This window comes from uncultured Parasphingorhabdus sp. (genome assembly GCF_963677535.2).
Taxonomy (GTDB): Bacteria; Pseudomonadota; Alphaproteobacteria; order Sphingomonadales; family Sphingomonadaceae; genus Parasphingorhabdus.
This window is the reverse complement of the sequence record NZ_CAXXUT010000001.1, coordinates 147,876-164,484: the sequence shown is the minus strand read 5'-3', so window position 1 is coordinate 164,484 and position 16,609 is coordinate 147,876. Positions and strand designations below refer to the sequence as shown.

The following is a 16,609-nucleotide window of genomic DNA, read 5'->3' as shown; positions in this document are numbered from 1 at the left end:
CTTCGCCATCTACGATGGAAAGATGATTGCTGTTCAGTCGTTCAGAGCGCCAAAAACAGCATCCGTCCACTCTTTCCGGCAGATCAGAAGGTCCGGCATATAGGTATCCTTCTGATTATAGATAAGCGGTGAGCCGTCGATCCGGGAACAATGCAGGCCGTAAGCCGATGCGACCGCTACCGGCGCGCAACTATCCCACTCATATTGCCCGCCCGAATGGAGATAAATTTCCGCCTCCCCCTGCACCACAGCCATGGCCTTGGCGCCAGCCGACCCCATCGGCAGCAACTCGCCACCCAAACGATCGGCCACAGAGACCGCTTCTGCAGCCGGCCGGGTACGGCTGACCACGAGGCGCGGAGGGCCTTCATGACTGCTGAGCCCGACCACTTTATCACTCCGCAGAACGACGCCCCCGTCCTGCCCCGGCAAGGCAACAGCACCGGTCGAGGCAATGCCATCCACGGCAAGCGCAACGTGCACAGCCCAGTCCGAGCGCGCTTCTCCATATTCTCGGGTTCCGTCAACCGGATCGATAATCCAGACGCGCGATTTGTCGAGCCGTTCATCGGTATCCTTGCTTTCTTCTGAAAGAAGGCCGTCTTCGGGCCGCTGCTGACGCAGGGCATGGACCAGAAATTCGTTGGCGGTCTGGTCCCCGGCTTTGCCGAGGGACTTGCCTTCGAACATTCCGCTTTCGCGAACTTCAAGCAATATCCGTCCGGCAATATGCGCAAGATGGGCTGCGAGGTCAGCGTCGGTCATAATTTTACTCATTTTAGAGGCATGATCTGGCGAACGATATATTCGGCAGCTTCTGCGGGTGTCATTTCAACGGTGTTCACGCGAATTTCGGCGTTTTCCGGTGATTCATAGGGGCTATCGATACCGGTAAAATTCTTCAATTTACCGCTGCGTGCTTTCTTGTAGAGCCCCTTCACATCACGCTGTTCGGCAACTTCGAGCGGCGTATCGACGAAAATCTCGATAAATTCCGCATCCGGCAACATTTCGCGAACCATTTGCCGTTCCGCACGGAACGGGCTGATAAAGGCCGTCAGCACGATCAATCCGGCATCGGTCATCAATTTCGCGACCTCACCCACGCGACGGATATTCTCGATCCGGTCCGCTTCGGTAAAGCCGAGATCCTTGTTCAATCCGTGCCGCACATTGTCCCCGTCTAGCAGGAAAGTATGCCGGTTCATCAGATTGAGCTGCTTCTCGACCTCGTTTGCAATTGTGGATTTTCCCGAACCGGAAAGGCCGGTAAACCACAATACACGCGGCGTCTGGTTTTTCAGAGACGCATGTTCTTCCCGGGTGATCGTCGTGGGCTGCCAGTGGACATTGTCGGCCCTGCGCAGGCTGAAATGCAGCATGCCCGCCGCTACTGTCGCATTGGTAATCTTGTCGACCAGAATGAAACCGCCAAGTTGCCGGCTGTCGGCATAAGCCTCGAACACGATCGGCTTGTCGGTGTGTATTTCGGTGACACCGATGCCGTTCAGTTCCAAGGTCTTGGCCGCGAGATGCTCCATCGTGTTGATGTTGATCTCATATTTGGGTTCCTGCACCGACGCGCTGACCGTCTGCGTCGCCAGCTTGAGCCAGTAGCCGCGACCGGGCTTCAGCGCTTCGTCGCTCATCCACACGATCGTGGATTCAAACTGGTCCGAAACTTCGGGCGGATCGCCCGCTGCCGCGATTACATCGCCACGCGAACAGTCCACTTCGTCTTCCAGCGTGATCGTAACCGACTGGCCAGCGACCGCCTCATCGAGTTCGCCATCCAGAGTCACGACGCTCTTCACCCGGCTGTTCTTGCCCGACGGCACCACGCGCACAGGATCACCCGGCTTCACCGTGCCCCCGGAAACAAGCCCCGAGAAACCGCGGAAGTCGAGATTGGGACGGTTGACCCACTGGACCGGCATCCGGAACGGCTTATCCTGCGCAACCGTGGCCGTGATCTCGATATTTTCAAGATGGGCGATTAGCGCGGGCCCCTCGTACCAAGGCGTATTGGCCGACGGGGCCTCGGTGATATTGTCGCCCTTGAAGCCGGAAATCGGGATCGCGGTGAAGCTTTCGATGCCGATTTCGGCAGCAAATTGGCGATAATCCTCGACGATTGAATCGAATATGTCCTGACTGAAGTCGACAAGGTCCATCTTGTTCACCGCCAGGATCAGATTCTTGATCCCGAGCAGATGGGCCAGATAGGAATGGCGCCGCGTCTGGACCAATACCCCCTTGCGGGCATCCACCAGTATGACGGCGGCATCCGCAGTCGATGCACCCGTCACCATGTTTCGCGTATATTGCTCATGGCCCGGCGTATCCGCTACGATGAACTTGCGCTTTTCGGTCGAGAAGAAACGATAGGCAACATCGATGGTGATACCCTGTTCGCGCTCGGCGGCGAGACCGTCGACCAGCAGGGCAAAATCAATCTCCTGCCCCTGGGTGCCGGACTTCTTGCTGTCGGCTTCCAGCGCCGACAACTGATCTTCGAAGATCATTTTGCTGTCGTACAACAAGCGACCGATCAGCGTGCTCTTGCCATCGTCGACGCTCCCGCAGGTGATGAAACGCAGCAGTTCCTTGTTCTGGTGCTGCGCGAGATAGGCGTCGATATCTTCTGCGATCAGCGCGTCGGTCTGGTAAATCGGATCATTTCCGGTCTGCTTGGTCATCAGAAATAGCCCTCCTGCTTCTTCTTCTCCATGCCGGCGCCGCCTTCATCCTTGTCAATGATCCGCCCCTGGCGTTCGCTGGTGGTGGTCAGCAGCATTTCCTGAATGACTTCGGAAAGGGTCGACGCCGAACTCTCGACCGCTCCGGTTAAAGGGAAACAGCCCAAGGTGCGAAAACGAACAGAGCGGGTGGTGATTTCCGGTTTCTTGCCCATGACCTTCTCGAGCCGATCGAGATCATCGGCCATGAACAGTCCACCCTCGTGGATATAGGTTGGCCGCGGCGCGGCAAAATAAAGCGGTACGATCTCGATATTCTCGGCCATGATATATTGCCAGATATCCAGCTCGGTCCAGTTGCTGATCGGGAAGACGCGAATGCTTTCCCCCTTCGCCTTCCTGGCGTTGTAGAGATTCCACAATTCGGGCCGCTGGTTTTTCGGGTCCCATCCGTGGCTGGCAGTGCGGAAGGAAAAAATCCGTTCCTTAGCCCGACTTTTTTCCTCGTCGCGACGCGCGCCCCCGAAGGCCACGTCAAATCCGTGCAGGTCGAGGGCCTGTTTCAGCCCTTCGGTCTTCCACATATCGGTGTGCAGCGGGCCATGGTCGAACGGATTGATTCCCCGTTCCTGAGCTTCGGCATTGTGATGCACGATCAACTCCATCCCGGCATCCTGCGCCGCCTTTTCACGCAGCGCGTACATGTCCTTGAATTTCCAGGTTGTATCGACGTGCAGAAGGGGAAACGGCGGAGGCGACGGATAAAAGGCCTTTTTGGCCAGATGCAGCAGCACCGCGCTGTCCTTGCCGACGCTGTACATCATCACCGGCTTCTGCGCATCGGCCATCACTTCTCGCATGATGTGAATGGCTTCAGCCTCAAGCCGCTCCAAATGGGTTAAGATACGGGTCACTTGTCATTCCATCCTTGATCGTTCCCGGACACAATAGCCGCTTTCGACTGGCATGTAGTTCCCAAATGGGATATACACGGGAAATGGCCGTAATCTACAGCGAAGAACATGACCTGGTCGCCGCGTTGCATCGCGGCACCCTCGGGGCGCCCCCGTGGGAGGAATTTCTGGAGCAGTTGCGTCGCAGAACCGCCGCCGATTATGCAAGACTGCTGTTTCAGGGCGATCATGACTGGTTGCAATCGGTCCGGATTCCCGCTGTCGACGACGACCTGGCAGATATCAACGAAATCTACCGGCAGGAATTCGGCAATTCGCAAGCGCTCCCGCACAAGGCCATGCGGCCAAACCGGGTCTATTCGCTGGACGAATTCATCGACTCGAGCGACCCCCTGCAAAGCCGCTTCAAGACGCTGTTCATGCAGGATCCCAACATCCGTTTTGCCCGCAACATGCGTGTGACGGAACCCAATGGCGGACAGATCTGGATTTCGCTCGGGCGCAAGAAGAGCGATTTTTCGGCGAGCGACGGCGCGCTGCTGGGATCGCTTGCCAATCATCTGGCGATTGCCGCCGGCACCCATGCCGAACTGGAAAGACAACGGCTGAAAGCGGGGATTTCTGCCGATGCGATCATGCGGCTCAATTTCGGCTGGTTCATGCTTGATGGGTCCGGCCGGATCATTGACATGAGCGAACAAGCCGAAGCGCTCGTACAGGAAGCGCAATCCTTGCGTAAATCACCGGACGGACGCCTGATCCCCGAACAAGCCGATGCGCAGGGCATCCTGCGCAAATTCCTGAAATTGCGTCAGGCGGGGGAAACTGTTGTTCGCTCGGTCCATCTGTCGGACGAACCATGGCTGGACATGCTGCTCACCAACCCGCCGGCCGACCTGCCCGGTGCGCTGCAGCCGGTTGCCATTGCCTTCGTTCATGGCGAGCGAACCAGCAGCGCCGAGCGCAGCCGGCATCTCGCCAATCTTTTCGGCCTTACCCTGCAGGAAGCCCGTCTGGCACTGCATATCAGTCATGGCGTGACAATCCGGGAAGCGGCAACTCTGCTGGGCCTTACCCACGAGACCACGCGCCTCTATTCGAAACGGATTTACGCAAAAACGGGGACGCGCGGTCAGGCCGATCTTGTCCGCCTTATTCTGGCGAGCATCGTGGCGCTCACCTGAACGCGGAAAACTGAGTCCCCATAGAAGAAAAAGGAAATGGTGCGCCCGACAGGATTCGAACCTGTGGCCCCCAGATTAGGAATCTGGTGCTCTATCCGACTGAGCTACGGGCGCTTGATACCGGAGGGTTTAGCCACATCAGCGTACGCATGCTACAGTCAATTTTTGGATTCTGGTGGTATAACCGGAAGAGGTAAAGGAAGCGCAGCAATGCCTTCTTCGGCCAGATCGGACACTTCTTCCTGAGAAGCTGTGCCATGGATGGGCTTTTCCTCCGCATCTCCATAATGAATGTCACGCGCGCGGTCGGCAAATTTGTCGCCAACCCATTCGGATTTGGCTAACATCTCCGCTTGCGCCTTGACCAATTTCCCGAGCATTTCCCTATATTCGGCCGGCACAGCAACTTCATTGGAAACCGGCTTGCTGGCGCCCGGCGCTTCGGTGCCCTGCTCCACCGGGTTCGCGGCCACCGGTTCCTGATTCCCTTTACGGCCCAGACTTGGTGCCATCACGGCCTTGGCTATGTTGGTGCTGCCGCATATCGGACAGTCCAGCAATCCGCGGGCCTGTTGATCTGCATAGTCTTCCGAAGAGCCAAACCAGCCCTCGAAGCGATGTTCTCCATCGGCACAAACAAGGTCAAATACAATCATTGAACCATCGCGGGTAACGCGAAATTTTGACGATTGGCAACAGCCGGTATCCGCGAGCGCACCGCTCCAACCTGCGAACAGTCCAGATCACAAAATCCAAGCCCGATCCCCTCTCCCATATCGAGCAGGATTTTACCCCATGGATCGACGACCATCGAATGGCCGTAAGTTGCTCTACCGTCTTCGTGCCGGCCGTATTGCGCGGCCGCTACGACAAAAGCCCCAGCCTCGATCGCGCGGGCCCGCAGTAATATTTCCCAATGCGCCTTACCGGTCGGAACAGTGAAGGCAGCGGGAACCGACAAAATATCGGCGCCAGCATTGGTGAGCGCCTCGTAGAGCCCCGGAAACCGAAGATCATAGCAAATCGACATGCCCAGAGTAGCTTCAGGGATCGAGGCGACCACTGCGTCGCGACCTCCCGCATAGGCAGAGGATTCGCGCTGGGATTCCTCCTCCCCCAGATCCACATCAAATAGGTGGATCTTGTCATAGCGAGCGGTAATTTCGCCCCGAGGGTTGATCAGATAAGACCGGTTCGACCATTTGGCGTCGGGATTGCCCGGATCGCTGATCGCCAAGGAACCGAGCTGCACCCAAATCCCGGCTTTTTGCGCTTCCGACCGGACCGCCGCAAGAACGGCATCATCCGATTCACCGCGGATCGCTGCCTTCGCCCTGGATCTATCCCGGTCCAGCAGTCCGCTCATCTCGGGCGTAAAAATCATTACGGCACCTGCGGCGGCGGCATCCGCTATAAGTTCGCAGAGTTGACGGGCATTTTCTTCGGGAACAATGCCACTATTCATTTGGGCCAGCGCGATTTTCAAACTGGATCAGCCTGCAAGAAGCGCGTCGAGCTCACCCGACCGGTCCAGGGCAGCAAGATCGTCTGATCCGCCGACATGACGATTGTCGATAAAAATTTGAGGCACTGTCATTCTTCCGCCGGAGCGCTGGATCATTTCCTCACGCTTTGCGCCGTCCATGCTGATATCTGTTTCTTCAAAACTGACATTCTTTCCTTCCAGCAGCGCTTTGGCACGGAAGCAGAAGCCGCAAGTAAACTTGGTATATATTTCAACTTTAGCCATATTTCGCTCTTTCTCGCTTGAGTCTGCAAATGGGCTGTCCAGACCGCAAATTCAAGCTATCGCTGCCGCTTCGTTAATTCATAGATTTTCCGAATCGCTTATAACCCGCGCCCAGCAGAATACGAGCACTTGGTTGGCTCCCGCTTTTTTCAGCAGACGCGCACAAGCATTACTGGTCGAGCCGCTGGTATAAACATCATCCACCAGCACAACCGGTCTGCCGGCAAGTCTTTTCTGCGCATCGGGCCTTAGCGCAAACGCATTGTTGACAGTCTTACGTCGCTGTTTGCCGCTCATGCCTCTCAGCGGCGGCGTAACTTTCGTGCGGACGAGGACATCATCGTCCATTTGCATCCCCGAATTGCGGGCAAGTTCCCGACCGATCAGAACCGATTGGTTGAACCCCCGGCTCCACAACCGCGAACGATGGAGGGGAACCGGAACGATCACGGCATCATCCGGGCAATCCGCGATATATTTCTGCAGATGCTCAGCGATCAGTCTCGCAAGTCCCAGCCGCGTACCATATTTCAGCCGCATCGCAATCAACGCGCTCAGATCATCATAGCGCACTGCTGCTCGTACCCCATCATGGACAGGCCGGGTCGCCAGACATTTCACACAGAGACTTTCGCCGGGATGGTCGAAAACCAACGGCATTCCGCAAGCTGAGCACCAGGGTTTTGCCAGAAAATCCAGTTCCTGCCAGCATGACAGGCAGAAGTGATTGTCTGTTTCGACAGTGACGCCGCATATCGGACATCTCGGCGGCAGGGCGAAATCGACTAGCGGTCTGAACAGGGGGCGCAACGGCATTTGATCTTTTCGCCTTGCACTCCTAAAGCCGCAAGGCCCTATGACCGATACAGTCAATTATCCGGAAGTTTTTGATCGCGGGAGACGACGCATCGTCCGCGATCGCGCCTATGCGCGGGCGCAAGGCAATGATTTCTTCTCCCAGATCATGGTTGATGAGATTTTGGAACGCCTTGATGTAGTGAAGCGCGATTTTCGGCGCGCGTTGCTGGTCGGCCTTTCGGCGCCAAAACTTGGCAAAGCGCTGCAAGACCGCGGTATCGCGGTTGTTGTTGCGGATTCCAGCGCTCGCTTGGTACAGGCGTGCGGTGGTGTGATCTGCGATGATGATCGCTTACCTTTTTCTGATCACAGTTTCGATCTGATCATCAATATCGGCTCGCTCGATACGATCAATGACTTGCCAGGCGCATTCGTTCTGGCCCGCAGAATATTGATCCCGGACGGCCTGATGCTGGCAACCTTTATCTGTGCCGAAAGCTTTCAAGCGCTCAAAGCGATAATGATGGTGGCCGACGGCGACCGGGTTTCGGCTCATATCCATCCCCAGATCGACGTCCGCACAGCCGGCGATCTGATGGCACGCGCGGGATTGACAATGCCTGTGGCCGATAGCGACTCATTGCAGATGAAATATTCCAGTCTCGAGCGGTTGATCTCGGATATAAGAGATGCCGGCGGAAGTAATATTCTGTCCGGTGGCACGTCGGCGATAGGCCCGAATGTCTACCGGAAGATCAAAGCCCTGTTCCAGAAACAGGCAGCCTCTGACGGGAAATTCACTGAGCGCGTCGCACTGTTATATCTCTGTGCATGGGCGCCTCACCCAGATCAGCCCAAACCCGCGCGCCGGGGGAGCGGCCAGGTATCGCTCACCACCACGCTTTCGGGAAATGCGGACACCAATCCGGACAGCTAAGTCAGAGCTGCAAGACTGTTCGATAATTTTTGAACCAATGGCCCGTCAGCCGGGGGCATTGGCAATTGCTTTATGGCATCAATCTCCAGCCACTGCACGTCCTGCGATTCCGCATTTCGGACATTCCCAGACCATTTTTGGCTTATATATAAAAGCAGAACCAAATGCCGGTCTCCCAGTGCCTCGCTGGCGAACGCAACCGATTCCAGATCCGCTTCCTTTACATCAATATCCAGCTCCTCATTCAGTTCACGTACCAGCGCCGTCTCCGGAGTCTCGCCTTGTTCAACCTTCCCGCCGGGGAACTCCCAAAGTCCCGCCATCGGCTTGCCTTCGGGGCGCTTCTGCACCAGAATTCTGCCATTCTGGTCGACCAGTGCAGCGGCGACGACAAACAGATATGTCGGGATTTTTTCCATTATTTTAGGCGGTGTAAGGATTTTGTTAATCCCTTTCTGTGAAACGGGGAATGTTCACGACTTAGCAGAACTTTATCCGCGTTGAGAGAGACATGTTTGATTTTTTGAAAAGAATATATCTTTCTGACAAGGGCGCAACGGCTGTGGAATATGGATTGATACTGGCTCTTATAGCACTGACCGTGCTTGTTTCGATTGCCGGCGTCGCCAACAGGACAGTCGGCATGTGGGATGACGTTGCCAATGAGGTTACAGACGTTTCATAATTATATTGCGGGCTTAAAATCTTGGTAAGGTTTTTCGGTTAAGTTATTGAACATTGGATGTGAATTGGATCCAATTGGGTAAGTGAAGTTTGTCAAATCTAGGAGACCAGACATGAAACTCGTACGTAAAATGTTCAAGAATGAAGAAGGCGCAACGGCTATCGAATATGGCCTGATCGCTGCTCTGATCGCTGTTGCAGCTATCGTTGCAATGGGTCAGCTGGGTAACACCCTCAGCAACACCTTCAAAGAAGTCGATAACTCGATGGCTGGCTAATCTTCGGATAAGCAAGCAAAGAGGACGGCAGCCTAACGGCTGCCGTCTTTTTTTGTGCCTGCAATATTAGTAAGTGATGATCTTCACCTTCTGCCCCACGCGTAGCCCGTCATTCGCATCCATCCGGTTCAAAACCAGAAACCGGTCCAGTTGATAATTATCATACGCCATGCGGGTAGAGAGGTTTGAAATCGTATCTCCGCTTTGAACCGTCACAATATCAACTTTACGAGATCTGATCGCGGCCGCTTCCGAGGCGGAAAGCCTGTTGATACTCTGATACATGGGAGAGAAAACAGAAGCGCTTCCGGCTGGCGCGATTGTGGCGAAGTGAAACGCACTACTTTTTGAAAATTCATAGGCAAATACAGTGACATCGACTTTACCGTTACTGCTGTCCACCCTTGCCATCGCATAAGCTGCAGGCAATCCATTTACCGTTGTCGTCTGAATATCACCATAGGATATGCTCTGGCCCTCGCCAGCTAGTCCCTTGAACGCCGCATCGATATATGTTGCCATATTGCCGCTATAGACGCCGGTAGTAAACTGTCCCTGGCCACCGGATCCCGAGATTGAAACCGCGCGTGCACCATTTTGCATCGAAAAACCATTTGGAACCGTGAATTTCAGTTTAAGATCACGATGCAGGAAACTGCTTCCTTCGATCACCCCTTGTTTGGGATCATCGCCATATAATATTCCATCCAGATTTTGCAGAAACCGGTCCCGATTGCGAACACCACCCGACTGCGCCAGCTTGTTCGCATTGCTTGCCGCACGCGACACTCTGCGTGCCGGATCCGGATGGGTGCTGGCCCATTCGGGTGTACTGCGGGCATCTCGTCCAGCCACCCTTGCGTCGATCGCGGACTGTGCCGCCAGCGAGTAAAGCATGGTTGAAAGCGCCTGAGGATCATATCCCGCTGAAGCCAGATAGCGAATACCCAGATCGTCGGCTTCATATTCCTGTTTGCGGGAATATTTGAGGGTCAGTAGCTGGCTACCCGTGCCGAATATTTCCTGACCAATTCTGCCAAGCGAAGAATCACCGAGCAGGACCTGCGAGCCGATCTGTCCCAAAATCCCCAAAATGCTGTTGCGCGTGGCCGCTTTTTGCCGTTTTTCACTATGCCTTGCCGCGACATGGCCGACTTCGTGTCCAAGAACACCAGCCATCTCGGCCTCATCGTTCATCAATGCCATCAACTGCCGGGTAAGATAGACATAGCCTCCCGGAATGGCGAACGCGTTGTTCACGGGACTATTGAGCAGGGTCACGGTAAAGTCGCTGCGCGCGTTACCCAGGCCTGACTGGACAGCAATATTCTGTCCCACTCCAACAACATAGCCTACCTGCGGACCGGAATAAGCACCGCCAAATTCTTCCAGCAATTGGGGATGAGCTTCGGCACCTTTCTGCTTTTCCGCTTCCGATATTGATCGGGCTTCCCCAGCCTGACTTCCTGCCGAATTGACAGCACCGGCGTCTGCTCCGCTGCCGGTGCAGGCCACCAGAGCTATCACTCCCGCGGCACTCATCAGCTTTGTCGTAATTTGTCTCATATAATGCTCCTCCGGGTCGCAATGTATAAGAACTGATCAATCGGTAAAGAGTTCCACCTGTAAAATGACGTTTCGGAAGCGCAGGGATACGCAGGATGTTGAGTCCGTGGTTTAAAGCGAACCGATTTCCAGAAATTTTTTGCGACGCATCCGTCTTAGCTCTTCCCGATCAAGCTTGCCGAGCTGTTCAAATTCTTCTTCGATAGCCCTGCCCAATGATGCAATCGCCAAGTCTCGGTCACGATGTGCGCCACCCACGGGCTCATCGACAATGCGGTCAACTACCCCAAGCTTTGCAAGATTCTGGGCCGTGATCTGCATTGCATCAGCGGCAACATCAGCCTTATCTCCTGTGCGCCACAGAATTGATGCGCAGCCTTCAGGGGAAATGACCGAATATACTGCATGCTCAAACATCAGGACCCGTTCTGCCGCCGCCAGGGCGACAGCACCGCCCGATCCGCCTTCCCCGACGATTATTGCCACCATCGGAACTCCGAGCGAAAGACATTTTTCGGTGGAACGGGCGATGGCTTCTGCCTGGCCCCGCTCTTCTGCCGAGACCCCCGGGAATGCACCGGACGTGTCGACGAGCGTCAAAACCGGAAGCGAAAACCGGTCGGCCATGTCCATAAGGCGGATCGCTTTACGATATCCTTCGGGTTTGCCCATCCCGAAATTGTGTCGCAAGCGGCTTTCAGTATCGTCACCCTTTTCATGACCGATGACAACCATCCGGCGGTCTCCCAACCGTGCAAAACCACCGATAATGGCCTGATCATTACCGAAATTTCGATCTCCGCCCAACGGAATGAACTCGTCGAACAGACCAGCGGTAAAATCCTTGAAATGCGGACGTTCCGGATGTCGAGCGACCTGCGTTTTCTGCCAAGGCGACAATTTGCCATAAGTGTCGCTCAGCATTTTGGCAGATTTTACCTGCAATTTCTCGATTTCTGTTTCGATATCGAGAGAGCCTTCATCCGCCGTATCTCTGAGTTCCAGAATACGGGCTTCCAGGGCGGCGATCGGTTTTTCAAAATCGAGATATGATGTCATAAAAAGGAGTTAGAACCGGACAAGCGAAACGTCAACGCACGAGATCCAGTTGACTCAAAGGATGACGGTTATTCACCAGTTCGACCAGGCGGGCACTATCGATATGGGTATAGATTTGTGTGGTACTGATGTCGCTATGCCCGAGCAGCGTCTGCAAGGCTCTCAAATCTGCGCCGCCTTCCAACAAATGTGTTGCGAAAGCGTGGCGCAAAACATGTGGACTGATTTTTGCCGGATTGATCCCGGCCCTGGCGGCATGTTCCTTGATGATCTGAAACAATCTGATCCGGCTGATATGCCCGGTTCGGGAGGGAAAGAGCCATTTTTCCATCGGGTCGACAAATTCCATCCACCGTCTGACAGCGCTGCGGGCCTGTTGGGAAATCGGCACCAGCCGTTCCTTGTTTCCCTTTCCCTTGATGATCAAAAAGGGCTCGTCGCCGGCGATCGACGATCGCGACAATGTCACGAGTTCGCTAGCCCTAAGCCCGGAGCCGTAAAGGAGTTCCATTATCGCCGAAAGTCTCGATATCGCAGCTTTTCCAGGCTCCCGCTCCAGCCCCTCCGCGACATGCCGGAACAGACTTTCGATTTCGCCATGGGAAAGGGTCTTGGGCAAAGATCGCGCCGATCCGGGCCTCGGGAGAGCGTCAGAAGGATCATCGGCGCGAAACCCCTCCTCTACGAGAAACCCGAAATAGCGTCTCAAACTGGAGGATTTGCGCGCGACTGTGCTATTCTGCAGCTTGCGCCAGTGCGACGGCAATTTACTCACCAGTTCACGATCCGCGCAGGATAGTCTTCCGCCGGTTATAGCCGACGCTTGCTCCAAATCTGTCCGATAAGCCGCCAAGGTGTGCTGAGAAGCACCGGCTTCAGCCACAAGCATTTCGAGAAAGCGTTCTATCAGATTGGCATCATCGCTCATATCATGCTCGAATAGACCTGATGGCGATCAAAGCAAAGCTTATGTCCGGGTCAGTGCTTCGGCTGCAATCATCCGCGCTTCGGGTTCAAGTCCGACCCGTTTCAGGCTTTGTGTGATATGATAGAGGTGCAACGGCGACATCGCCCGCCAGTCTCGTCCCTGCATACCAACTGCGACAAGCAATGCCACGGTTCCCGACTGCCCGCGCCGCGCGGCGGACTGGATAGCTCTCGTCCATTTGGTGTTCCGTTTCAGACTCAGATCGAGGTCGGCTGAAAATTCATCAATCGTCTGCTGGTCTGCTTTTCCCAAGCCTGCAACCGCAGCCAGCAAGAATTTGCTACGAAGCTGTTCATCGCTGTTGTCATTGCCACCAAAATCGTCCAGCGCGTCATAGGAAACGGCATTACCGGTCGGAGAAGCCACAGCCAACAACGCCCATGCGTCGCTCCCCTCATCGACAATATCAGCCCATCGTACCGCGCTGCGATCAAGGCCGGCCGACAGCATGGATGCAAGCAATTCGAAACTCTCTTCGGCCAGTTCGGCCGACGGCGGAATTTTTGCCGCAGCACGGGCCGTCAATATTTTAGCTGAATAGCGGGTTAGCGCACCATTGGAACGCCCCCACAGATCGCGCATTGCCGCCAGCCGCGATTGCGCAGTGTCATCCGTATAGGCCTGGCGCAAGGTGGAAGCCAGCGCCTTCCGGTCATCACCGGTCTCTGGGTCATCGTAGGCCGCAGCATAAAGATCAACCATTGCCTGACTGGAAAGCACGCCGATCGCGGCTGCATAATCAGCAGCTTTCATGCGGGAATCAATCGATAGCATCGGCGCGCGAACGCGCCATCCCTGAACGTGGCGACCAGCCTTGGCATAAAGCCGATCCGGCGGTTCCACGCCGGTTGCAGCACCCAGCCCGAAGCGCCAGTTGTTAAAATATTCTATATCATCCCAACGGATGGTGACCGCGCGCCGGCCTTCGAACCCGGCTCCGATCGTTTTTTCAGCCAGCAGATAGTCAATACCGGTGGCAACCTTATCGCGCCGAGCCTGCTGCAACAAACTGGTCGCCCGACTCTGCTCTCCGGTGAGCGAAGCGCATATCGGCCGGAACATGGTCCATGTGGGAGCATCACTAACGCGGGCACCGGCCTCGACCAGAGGGCAAATGCCCGCAGGATCCGCCGTTGCCAGATGCGCCTGCATCGCGACTTCATAAAGCCGCGGCGTATAGTTGCCACCATCCACCTTCAAAACCAGCGAACGGGCAGCGTCCGCTTCGCCCATGAGCAAAAGGCGCCAAGCCCGTTCGGCGACCCAATCAGCCGGGTTGACATTTTCCGGGCTGGCCACCTTGCTCAGCAAGGCGCGACGGAGCAGGATAGAACCCCAGCGCGAAATGATCGGGCCGTCCAGGTTTCTGATCAGGTTGGTCAGATATTGCCCGCCCTCCTTGCCGAAAGCGTCTGTGGGCAAACCGTCAAATTTCGGCGTCAAAACGCCGATTTCAGCCATCGACCGCCGCTCACCCGCAGACAGGCTATATTGGGGCTGGAGCGCATCATCGAGCGCATTCAGGTCCAGTTCCCCGTTTTCATCCAGGGCCAGTAGCGATCTGTCCAACTCGGTAGCCGCGGAATTTTGCTCTGTGGCAATATCGCCAGATGGATTACTGGCCGGCGGCCCGACCGGCCGCACCGGCAGCGGACCAGGAGCAGGTGTAGGAGTATTGGCAGGCGCCGGCCGTGGGGCGGGTGCCGGAGCGGGTGGAGACTCTCCAAACCCGGGTGGCAACAGCGATTCGGGAGAGTTCTGCCCCAATACCGGAATTGCCGCAAAAAGTGCGCCGAGGCTGACAGCGGCCAGAGTAATATGCTTGATCCGCATATGCATCTTTTTACAGATCGTCACCGATGACGGGTTTTTCCACCGGTTGCAGTGGCTGCTCGACATCGATCGAAGCCAATGCCAATGCCGCACCGATCACGATAGCGACGAACAATATAAGAAAAACCAACTGACGCGGCATCGATATAACTCAATCTTCTAAACGGTTAAAAAAACTAGATTAGCCAGCATTGGAATTTGCACCCTTAGCCAACCCTTGTATAGCCTTTGCCCCAATGGACAAAAACATAAAAGCCTCTTTCGACATATCAGACGGAAATTCCGGTGAAACACCGGATTACGTTCCCGATCGATCAATCGTGCTGGTCGGATTGATGGGAGTAGGCAAAACCACCGTGGGCCGGCGGCTTGCAAAACGGCTGGGGCTGGACTTTGTCGATGCTGATGAGGAAATCGAGCAGGCGGCGGGCCTTACAGTTGAGGAAATTTTCAGTCGCTTTGGCGAAGATTATTTTCGCGATGGGGAACGGCGTGTGATCGCGCGGCTAATGGAAGGTGAGCGCCAGGTTATCGCGACCGGCGGCGGCGCGTTTATGAATCCGGAAACACGCGCGCTGATTCTGGAGAATGCTCTCTCGATCTGGCTGGACGCGGATCTCGATACGTTAGTGAAACGTGTCGCCAGGCGTAACACCAGACCTCTGCTGAAATCGGGTGATCCGGCGAAAATACTGGCCGATCTGGCAGCGGTTCGAAATCCTGTCTACGCCACCGCCCATATTCATGTCATGGGCAATGATTCGCCCCATGAGATAACCGTTGAAAAGATAATCGAGGCATTACAGCGTTGACCCAGATCACAGTCGAACTCGGCGAACATAGCTACCCAATTTTGGTTGAACCAGGTGCTCTGCAACAGGCCGCCGGACATTTACAGCATTTCGCCAGCAATCGCCGGCTTTTCATCCTGACCGACAGGAATGTAGAATCCCACTTTCTTCCGCAATTGCGGCAAGCCTTTGGCGGCACCGGCATCGAGCTTTTTGTAAAAAGTCTGCCAGCGGGAGAATCAAGCAAGAGCTGGCGTCAACTGGAACGGATAACAGACTGGCTGCTGGACGAAGGCATCGAACGGTCCGATACGCTGGTCGCTCTCGGCGGCGGCGTTATCGGTGATCTCACCGGCTTTGCCGCGGCGATCGTCAAGCGCGGCTGCGGCTTCGTCCAGATCCCCACCAGCCTGCTCGCGCAGGTCGACAGCAGCGTTGGCGGCAAGACCGCGATCAACAGCTCGGCCGGCAAGAATCTGATCGGCAGTTTCAACCAGCCACGCTTCGTGCTGATTGACCCGCTCGTGCTGAACAGCCTGCCGGACCGGGAATTGCGCGCCGGCTATGCCGAAGTGGTCAAATATGGCCTGATCAGCGACGCCACTTTCTTCGCCTGGTGCGAAGCCAATGGCGGGAAGGTCCTGAACCGCGACCCGGAAGCTCTCAGCAAGGCGATCATCCACAGCGTAGGGGCCAAGGCCCAGATCGTCGGAGAAGACGAGAAGGAACTCAGCGGACGTCGCGCCCTGCTCAATCTCGGGCACACTTTCGGTCACGCGCTGGAAGCCGAGACGGGCTTTTCCGACAAGCTGGTCCATGGCGAAGCCGTGGCTGCCGGCATGGCGCTGGCCTTTGCATATTCGGTCCGCCGCGGCCATTGCGATCCGGCGGATGCGGAGCGCGTCAAAGCCCATTTACAGGCGGTCAATCTGCCGCACGACCTGTCCACCGCTTCGGTGCGGGCTTCCGGCCAGCGGCTGGTCGCCCATATGATGCACGACAAGAAAATGAGCGGCGGCACCCTGCCCTTCCTGCTTGCCAACGGTATCGGTCAGTCCTTCCTCGCCAAGGACGTCGACCTGGATGACGTTGCTGCCTTCCTGGACGAATCGACCTGAGTAGCGCCGC

19 protein-coding genes and 1 tRNA gene are annotated in these 16,609 nt (G+C 55.8%); 6 read left to right on the top strand and 14 right to left on the bottom strand.

What is annotated here, in order from left to right:
* Positions 1–33: 33 nt before the first annotated feature.
* From ACHZCJ_RS00855 to cysD, 3 genes are read right to left on the bottom strand one after another with little or no spacing between them, the layout of a single operon-like run.
* A complete protein-coding gene (locus ACHZCJ_RS00855) occupies positions 34–765 on the bottom strand; it encodes a 3'(2'),5'-bisphosphate nucleotidase CysQ (RefSeq protein ID WP_321323060.1) in 732 nt (243 codons plus the stop codon).
* Between the two features lie 8 nt (positions 766–773).
* Positions 774–2,699, bottom strand: a complete 1,926-nt coding sequence (gene cysN / locus ACHZCJ_RS00850; RefSeq protein WP_321323058.1) for a sulfate adenylyltransferase subunit CysN — start codon at positions 2,697–2,699, stop codon at positions 774–776.
* On the bottom strand, positions 2,699–3,613 hold the full coding sequence (gene cysD / locus ACHZCJ_RS00845) for a sulfate adenylyltransferase subunit CysD (protein WP_159643670.1): 915 nt from the start codon (positions 3,611–3,613) through the stop codon (positions 2,699–2,701). Before cysD ends, cysN begins: the two co-directional genes overlap by 1 nt.
* A gap of 65 nt (positions 3,614–3,678) precedes the next feature.
* Between cysD and ACHZCJ_RS00840 the strand changes: the two genes are divergently transcribed.
* Positions 3,679–4,797, top strand: coding sequence for a helix-turn-helix transcriptional regulator (locus ACHZCJ_RS00840; RefSeq protein ID WP_394699994.1), 1,119 nt, complete (start codon positions 3,679–3,681; stop codon positions 4,795–4,797).
* A gap of 37 nt (positions 4,798–4,834) precedes the next feature.
* On the opposite strand, the gene ACHZCJ_RS00835 is transcribed toward ACHZCJ_RS00840, so the two are convergent.
* From ACHZCJ_RS00835 to ACHZCJ_RS00815, 5 genes are all read right to left on the bottom strand, one after another.
* Positions 4,835–4,911, bottom strand: a tRNA-Arg gene (locus ACHZCJ_RS00835).
* Between the two features lie 44 nt (positions 4,912–4,955).
* Positions 4,956–5,453 carry a DUF1178 family protein gene (locus ACHZCJ_RS00830; RefSeq protein WP_321323054.1) on the bottom strand — a complete coding sequence of 166 codons (498 nt, stop codon included), beginning with the start codon at positions 5,451–5,453 and terminating at the stop codon, positions 4,956–4,958.
* Positions 5,450–6,283 (bottom strand): carbon-nitrogen hydrolase family protein, encoded by an 834-nt coding sequence (locus ACHZCJ_RS00825; RefSeq protein ID WP_321323052.1) that lies wholly within the window; start codon positions 6,281–6,283, stop codon positions 5,450–5,452. Before ACHZCJ_RS00825 ends, ACHZCJ_RS00830 begins: the two co-directional genes overlap by 4 nt.
* A gap of 6 nt (positions 6,284–6,289) precedes the next feature.
* Positions 6,290–6,547: a glutaredoxin 3 gene (gene grxC, locus ACHZCJ_RS00820; RefSeq protein WP_159643678.1), complete on the bottom strand. Its 258-nt coding sequence runs from the start codon at positions 6,545–6,547 to the stop codon at positions 6,290–6,292.
* Positions 6,548–6,625: 78 nt separating this feature from the next.
* Entirely contained in the window at positions 6,626–7,363 is a 738-nt protein-coding gene (locus tag ACHZCJ_RS00815) for a ComF family protein (protein WP_321323049.1), read from the bottom strand.
* Between the two features lie 40 nt (positions 7,364–7,403).
* On the opposite strand from ACHZCJ_RS00815, the gene ACHZCJ_RS00810 reads away from it, so the two are divergent.
* Positions 7,404–8,282: a methyltransferase domain-containing protein gene (locus ACHZCJ_RS00810; protein WP_321323046.1), complete on the top strand. Its 879-nt coding sequence runs from the start codon at positions 7,404–7,406 to the stop codon at positions 8,280–8,282.
* On the opposite strand, the gene mutT is transcribed toward ACHZCJ_RS00810, so the two are convergent.
* Positions 8,279–8,701 carry an 8-oxo-dGTP diphosphatase MutT gene (mutT, locus tag ACHZCJ_RS00805; protein ID WP_159643684.1) on the bottom strand — a complete coding sequence of 141 codons (423 nt, stop codon included), beginning with the start codon at positions 8,699–8,701 and terminating at the stop codon, positions 8,279–8,281. The two genes, ACHZCJ_RS00810 and mutT, sit on opposite strands and share 4 nt — an antisense overlap.
* Positions 8,702–8,793: 92 nt before the next feature.
* On the opposite strand from mutT, the gene ACHZCJ_RS00800 reads away from it, so the two are divergent.
* Positions 8,794–8,967, top strand: coding sequence for a Flp family type IVb pilin (locus ACHZCJ_RS00800; RefSeq protein WP_159643686.1), 174 nt, complete (start codon positions 8,794–8,796; stop codon positions 8,965–8,967).
* Between the two features lie 112 nt (positions 8,968–9,079).
* Positions 9,080–9,244, top strand: a complete 165-nt coding sequence (locus ACHZCJ_RS00795) for a Flp family type IVb pilin (RefSeq protein WP_159643688.1) — start codon at positions 9,080–9,082, stop codon at positions 9,242–9,244.
* 66 nt (positions 9,245–9,310) lie between these two features.
* On the opposite strand, the gene ACHZCJ_RS00790 is transcribed toward ACHZCJ_RS00795, so the two are convergent.
* The 5 genes from ACHZCJ_RS00790 to ACHZCJ_RS00770 all read right to left on the bottom strand — a co-directional run bounded on the left by ACHZCJ_RS00790 (position 9,311) and on the right by ACHZCJ_RS00770 (position 14,832).
* Complete coding sequence (locus ACHZCJ_RS00790; protein ID WP_321323042.1) at positions 9,311–10,810, bottom strand: M48 family metalloprotease; 1,500 nt, start codon at positions 10,808–10,810, stop codon at positions 9,311–9,313.
* Between the two features lie 111 nt (positions 10,811–10,921).
* Entirely contained in the window at positions 10,922–11,869 is a 948-nt protein-coding gene (locus ACHZCJ_RS00785; protein WP_159643692.1) for an acetyl-CoA carboxylase carboxyltransferase subunit alpha, read from the bottom strand.
* 31 nt (positions 11,870–11,900) lie between these two features.
* Entirely contained in the window at positions 11,901–12,797 is an 897-nt protein-coding gene (locus ACHZCJ_RS00780) for a tyrosine recombinase (protein ID WP_321323038.1), read from the bottom strand.
* A 39-nt stretch (positions 12,798–12,836) separates the two neighbouring features.
* Entirely contained in the window at positions 12,837–14,426 is a 1,590-nt protein-coding gene (locus tag ACHZCJ_RS00775; RefSeq protein ID WP_321323036.1) for a hypothetical protein, read from the bottom strand.
* 274 nt (positions 14,427–14,700) lie between these two features.
* Complete coding sequence (locus ACHZCJ_RS00770; RefSeq protein ID WP_268893896.1) at positions 14,701–14,832, bottom strand: hypothetical protein; 132 nt, start codon at positions 14,830–14,832, stop codon at positions 14,701–14,703.
* Between the two features lie 49 nt (positions 14,833–14,881).
* Here ACHZCJ_RS00770 and ACHZCJ_RS00765 point away from each other — a divergent pair, with 49 nt between their 5' ends.
* Both ACHZCJ_RS00765 and aroB read left to right on the top strand, forming a co-directional pair.
* Positions 14,882–15,502, top strand: coding sequence for a shikimate kinase (locus tag ACHZCJ_RS00765; protein ID WP_321323032.1), 621 nt, complete (start codon positions 14,882–14,884; stop codon positions 15,500–15,502).
* A complete protein-coding gene (gene aroB / locus ACHZCJ_RS00760; RefSeq protein WP_321323031.1) occupies positions 15,499–16,599 on the top strand; it encodes a 3-dehydroquinate synthase in 1,101 nt (366 codons plus the stop codon). The genes ACHZCJ_RS00765 and aroB overlap by 4 nt, the downstream gene beginning before the upstream one ends.
* Positions 16,600–16,609: the final 10 nt, after the last annotated feature.